This is a genomic window from Coleofasciculus sp. (genome assembly GCF_046539235.1).
Lineage (GTDB): Bacteria > Cyanobacteriota > Cyanobacteriia > Cyanobacteriales > Coleofasciculaceae > Coleofasciculus.
The window spans coordinates 1-3,277 of record NZ_JBKHHI010000571.1; the positions used below are offsets into that span (position 1 = coordinate 1).

1 protein-coding gene is annotated in these 3,277 nt (G+C 47.8%); it reads left to right on the forward strand.

Features of this window, described 5'->3' with window-relative positions; all coding sequences use genetic code 11:
- Positions 1 to 58: 58 nt before the first annotated feature.
- Positions 59 to 3,109: an efflux RND transporter permease subunit gene (locus ACLFWI_RS28645; protein ID WP_446415759.1), complete on the forward strand. Its 3,051-nt coding sequence runs from the start codon at positions 59 to 61 to the stop codon at positions 3,107 to 3,109.
- Positions 3,110 to 3,277: the final 168 nt, after the last annotated feature.

A 3,277-nucleotide genomic window follows, 5' to 3' on the forward strand; every position in this document is an offset into this window, starting at 1 on the left:
CAAATGACGATCCTCACCGTTAACTTTAATTGTCCCCACCTACTTACGAACGAGTTTTATGTCTTTTCACCTCTCCGCTTGGTCAATTAAAAAACCTGTTCCGACTATCGTCTTATTCCTAATTTTGGGCATCTTTGGTTTGGTGTCCTTTTTTCGATTAGGAATTGACAGTAATCCGAATATTGATATTCCCGCCGTGATGGTAACAGTTACCCAACCCGGTGCGGGACCCACAGAATTAGAAACCCAAGTCACCAAAAAAATAGAAGATTCGGTGGCGGGGTTGGGAAATATTGATGAACTCACCTCCACGGTGAGGGAAGGGAGTTCCACCACTACGGTTAGTTTTGTCTTGGGAACGGATAGCGATCGCGCCACGAATGATGTGCGGAATGCGGTTGCCCAAATTCGTCAGGATTTACCCCAGGATGTGAATGAACCAATTGTCAAGCGCCTAGAATTTGCGGGCGGTTCAATTATGACCTATGCGGTGGCGTCTGAGACGCGATCAGTTGAACAATTAAGCGATTTAGTTGATCGCACGATTAGCCGCGCCCTGCTGAATGTACCGGGTGTGGCTCAAATTGACCGTTTGGGGGGTGTGGATCGGGAGATTCGGGTTGATCTTGATCCGAGTCGCTTACAAGCTTATGGGATTACCGCCACCCAAGTAAATGATCAAATCCGGAATTTAAATATTGACTTACCCGGAGGGCGGGGAAATGTCGGTGGAAGTGAGCAAAATATTCGGACGCTGGGAAGTGCAGAAACCGTTGAAGAATTACGAAGTTATCGGATTGTTCTGCCCAATGGTGCAACAGTTCCCTTGTCCAGTTTAGGGGAGGTAGAGGATAGTTTTGCTGAACAGCGACAGGCGGCGTCTTTGAATGGGGAATCCGTGGTTGCTTTTTCCGTGCTTCGGAGTACGGGTAGCACCTTAGTCACCGTGGAAGAAGGGGTGCGTGAAGCTGTTTCAGAATTGGAAAAAACCCTACCCGATGATGTGACTCTGGCACTCATTTTTACCCGTGCTGATGCGATTCGGGATTCCTATCAAGCCACGATTGATGCCTTAATTTTAGCCTGTATTTTAACGGTTATTGCCGTCGGTTTGTTTTTGCGGGATTGGCGAGTGACGCTGATTACGGCGACGGCGTTACCCCTGTCAATTATTCCCACATTTGGGGTGATGAAACTCTTGGGTTACACCCTCAACGGAATGACCCTATTAGCCTTAGCCTTAGCGGTGGGTAACTTGGTCGATGATGCGATTTGTATGATTGAAAACATCGACCAACACTTAGATATGGGCAAAAAGCCCTTTAAAGCTGCATTGGATGCATCACGGGAAATTGGTTTAGCGGTGGTGGCGACAACAGCCACCATTGTGGCGGTGTTTATTCCTGTGGCATTTATGGGGGGTGTACCGGGTCAGTTTTTCCAACCGTTTGGCGTCACGGTTGCCGTATCTACCATGTTTTCCACCCTGGTGGCTTGTACGATGACACCGATGTTAAGTGCCTATTTGCTTAAACAGAAAGGGAACCGGGAACCGGGAACCAGAAAAACACGAATTCACCCTTACCGCAATCTACTCACTTGGGCATTACGTCATCGGATTACTACCCTATTAATTGCGTTGGCTTTCTTTATCGGTAGTTTACAACTGGTGCCGTTAATTCCCAAAGGTTTATTTGATAGTGGGGATACGGGTTTGAGTACGGTGATGGTTGAACTACCACCCGGATCAACCTTGAGTGAAACCGAAGCGATTATGCAACAACTCAACCAATCGTTGCAAGAAAATCCAGCGGTTGAGAAGGTTTTTACTACGGCGGATCAGATAAATTCGGGTACAGTCTACGCCAACCTGCTACCTAAGGATCAACGTGAGGTTTCCCAGCAGGAATTTGAACAAGAGATGCGCCAGGTGTTTCGGACAATTCCGGGGGCACGGATTAGTTTCCAAAGTCAAGGGGCTGGGGGAGGAGGTAAGGATTTATCCATTGTTCTCAAGAGTGAAAATGCGCCCGCGTTGACGCAAACGGCGGAAACCTTGGAAAAGCAGATGCGGGATATTCCGGGATTGGTGGAAGTTACGTCTAGTACCAGTTTAGTTAAGCCGGAAATTGTGATTCAGCCTGATCCAGAACGGGCGGCGGATTTGGGTGTTTCTGTGGGTGCGATCGCACCCACGGCATCATTAGCGTTAATTGGCGATAATGAGTCGAATCTGGCAAAGTTTGATTTAGCGGATCGGCAAATTCCGATTCGGGTACAACTTGATCCAGAAACTCGAACAGATATTAGTACCCTGAAAAATTTACAGGTTCCCAGTCAAACCGGGAATTTGGTTCCCATTAGTGCAGTTGCTGATATCCGTTTGGGAAGTGGTCCAGCCCAAATTGACCGTTTTGATCGCAATCGTCAGGTATCGGTGGAAGCGAATTTAGAGGGGATTTCTCTGGGAGATGCGTTAGAAACGGTTAAAGCATTACCCGCGATGAATCCCCTCCCGCCCGATGTGGCTGAGGAACCGGCTGGTGATGCCAAGATTATGCAGGATATTTTTACCCGGTTTGCGACAGCATTAGGGGCGGCGATTCTCTCGATTTATGCGATTCTGGTGTTGCTGTATAGCAATTTCTTGTATCCGTTTGGGATTTTAGTGGCTTTGCCTTTATCCATTGGTGGGGCGTTACTGGGGTTGTTAGTGACGCAGAAAGAATTAGGTTTGTTTGCCCTAATTGGCATTGTTTTGCTGATGGGATTGGTGACTAAAAATGCGATTTTATTAGTAGACTTTGCTTTAGCTGGCATAAATGAAGGAAAACCTCAGTTTAAGGCAGTTGTTGAGGCGGGGGTGTCTCGGTTACGCCCAATTCTGATGACGTCGGTGTCCACGATCGCGGGGATGATGCCCATTGCCTTAGAATTAGGGGCGGATGGTGAGGTACGCAGTCCCATGGCGATCGCGGTAATTGGTGGGTTTACGACTTCAACTTTGTTAACCTTGGTGGTGGTTCCCGTGTTATTTACTTATGTGGATAACTTATATCGCTGGATGCGCGGATTATTTGGGGGAAAGAAAAAGCAGGTTCAGTTATAGCGCTACGCACCAGGGAATAGGCAATAGGCAATAGTGGTAAGGGTTTGGCTTCTGGTATCCGGGATGGGCAAAGGGTCTGCGATCGCCTGATCTTATCTATCTGTATCTGAAGACGCGATCGCTAATTAGCATTCTCTCCTGATGCAATCGCCTGCTGTAGGATGGCTT

Coding starts and splice junctions, on each gene's coding strand:
- ACLFWI_RS28645 (WP_446415759.1), top strand. CDS start 59: ATGTCTTTTCACCTCTCCGCTTGGTCAATTAAAAAACCTGTTCCGACT.